Source organism: Streptomyces sp. 3330 (assembly GCF_031456635.1).
Taxonomy (GTDB): Bacteria; Actinomycetota; Actinomycetes; order Streptomycetales; family Streptomycetaceae; genus Streptomyces.
In genome coordinates, this window is sequence record NZ_JAVDVA010000069.1 from 1 (window position 1) to 2,418 (window position 2,418).

The 2,418-nt window shown below is 56.7% G+C and carries 1 rRNA gene; it reads right to left on the reverse strand.

The annotated features are described in order from the left end of the window. A 23S ribosomal RNA gene (locus tag J2X68_RS40165) occupies positions 1-2,361 on the reverse strand; the annotation flags it as partial. Positions 2,362-2,418 lie beyond the last annotated feature (57 nt).

Sequence of the window (2,418 nt, forward strand, 5' to 3'; positions counted from 1 at the left end):
GCTTCAAAGTCTCCCACCTATCCTACACAAGCCGAACCGAACACCAATATCAAACTGTAGTAAAGGTCCCGGGGTCTTTCCGTCCTGCTGCGCGAAACGAGCATCTTTACTCGTAGTGCAATTTCACCGGGCCTATGGTTGAGACAGTCGAGAAGTCGTTACGCCATTCGTGCAGGTCGGAACTTACCCGACAAGGAATTTCGCTACCTTAGGATGGTTATAGTTACCACCGCCGTTTACTGGCGCTTAAGTTCTCAGCTTCGCCACCCCGAAGAGTGACTAACCGGTCCCCTTAACGTTCCAGCACCGGGCAGGCGTCAGTCCGTATACATCGCCTTACGGCTTCGCACGGACCTGTGTTTTTAGTAAACAGTCGCTTCTCGCTGGTCTCTGCGGCCACACCCAGCTCGGGAAGCAAGTCCCCTCACCAGACGTGGCCCCCCTTCTCCCGAAGTTACGGGGGCATTTTGCCGAGTTCCTTAACCATAGTTCACCCGAACGCCTCGGTATTCTCTACCTGACCACCTGAGTCGGTTTAGGGTACGGGCCGCCATGAAACTCGCTAGAGGCTTTTCTCGACAGCATAGGATCATCCACTTCGCCACAATCGGCTCGGCATCAGGTCTCAGACTGTATGGCGTGCGGATTTGCCTACACACCGTCCTACACCCTTACCCCGGGACAACCACCGCCCGGGATGGACTACCTTCCTGCGTCACCCCATCACTCACCTACTGCAAGTCTGGTTCGTCGGCTCCACCACTTTCCTTTCCCCGAAGGGTCCGGAACGGCTTCACGGACTTAGCATCGCCTGGTTCGATGTTTGACGCTTCACAGCGGGTACCGGAATATCAACCGGTTATCCATCGACTACGCCTGTCGGCCTCGCCTTAGGTCCCGACTTACCCTGGGCAGATCAGCTTGACCCAGGAACCCTTAGTCAATCGGCGCACACGTTTCTCACGTGTGTATCGCTACTCATGCCTGCATTCTCACTCGTGAACCGTCCACAACTACCTTCCGGTGCTGCTTCACCCGGCACACGACGCTCCCCTACCCATCACAGCAGGCGTTGGCCCTATTGCTGCAATGACACGACTTCGGCGGTACGCTTGAGCCCCGCTACATTGTCGGCGCGGAATCACTAGACCAGTGAGCTATTACGCACTCTTTCAAGGGTGGCTGCTTCTAAGCCAACCTCCTGGTTGTCTGTGCGACTCCACATCCTTTCCCACTTAGCGTACGCTTAGGGGCCTTAGTCGATGCTCTGGGCTGTTTCCCTCTCGACCATGGAGCTTATCCCCCACAGTCTCACTGCCGCGCTCTCACTTACCGGCATTCGGAGTTTGGCTAAGGTCAGTAACCCGGTAGGGCCCATCGCCTATCCAGTGCTCTACCTCCGGCAAGAAACACACGACGCTGCACCTAAATGCATTTCGGGGAGAACCAGCTATCACGGAGTTTGATTGGCCTTTCACCCCTAACCACAGGTCATCCCCCAGGTTTTCAACCCTGGTGGGTTCGGTCCTCCACGAAGTCTTACCTCCGCTTCAACCTGCCCATGGCTAGATCACTCCGCTTCGGGTCTTGAGCGTGCTACTAAAGTCGCCCTGTTCGGACTCGCTTTCGCTACGGCTACCCCACTCGGGTTAACCTCGCAACACACCGCAAACTCGCAGGCTCATTCTTCAAAAGGCACGCAGTCACGAGACGAAGAGCAAGCTCTCCGTCCGACGCTCCCACGGCTTGTAGGCACACGGTTTCAGGTACTATTTCACTCCGCTCCCGCGGTACTTTTCACCATTCCCTCACGGTACTATCCGCTATCGGTCACCAGGGAATATTTAGGCTTAGCGGGTGGTCCCGCCAGATTCACACGGGATTTCTCGGGCCCCGTGCTACTTGGGTGTCTCTCAAACGAGCCGCTGATGTTTCGACTACGGGGGTCTTACCCTCTACGCCGGACCTTTCGCATGTCCTTCGCCTACATCAACGGTTTCTGACTCGTCTCACAGCCGGCAGACTGTGAAAGAGAGATCCCACAACCCCGTACACGCAACCCCTGCCGGGTCTCACACGTATACGGTTTGGCCTCATCCGGTTTCGCTCGCCACTACTCCCGGAATCACGGTTGTTTTCTCTTCCTGCGGGTACTGAGATGTTTCACTTCCCCGCGTTCCCTCCACACTGCCTATGTGTTCAGCAGCGGGTGACAGCCCATGACGACTGCCGGGTTTCCCCATTCGGAAACCCCCGGATCAAAGCCTGGTTGACGACTCCCCGGGGACTATCGTGGCCTCCCACGTCCTTCATCGGTTCCTGGTGCCAAGGCATCCACCGTGCGCCCTTAAAAACTTGGCCACAGATGCTCGCGTCCACTGTGCAGTTCTCAAACAACGACCAGCCACCCATCACCCC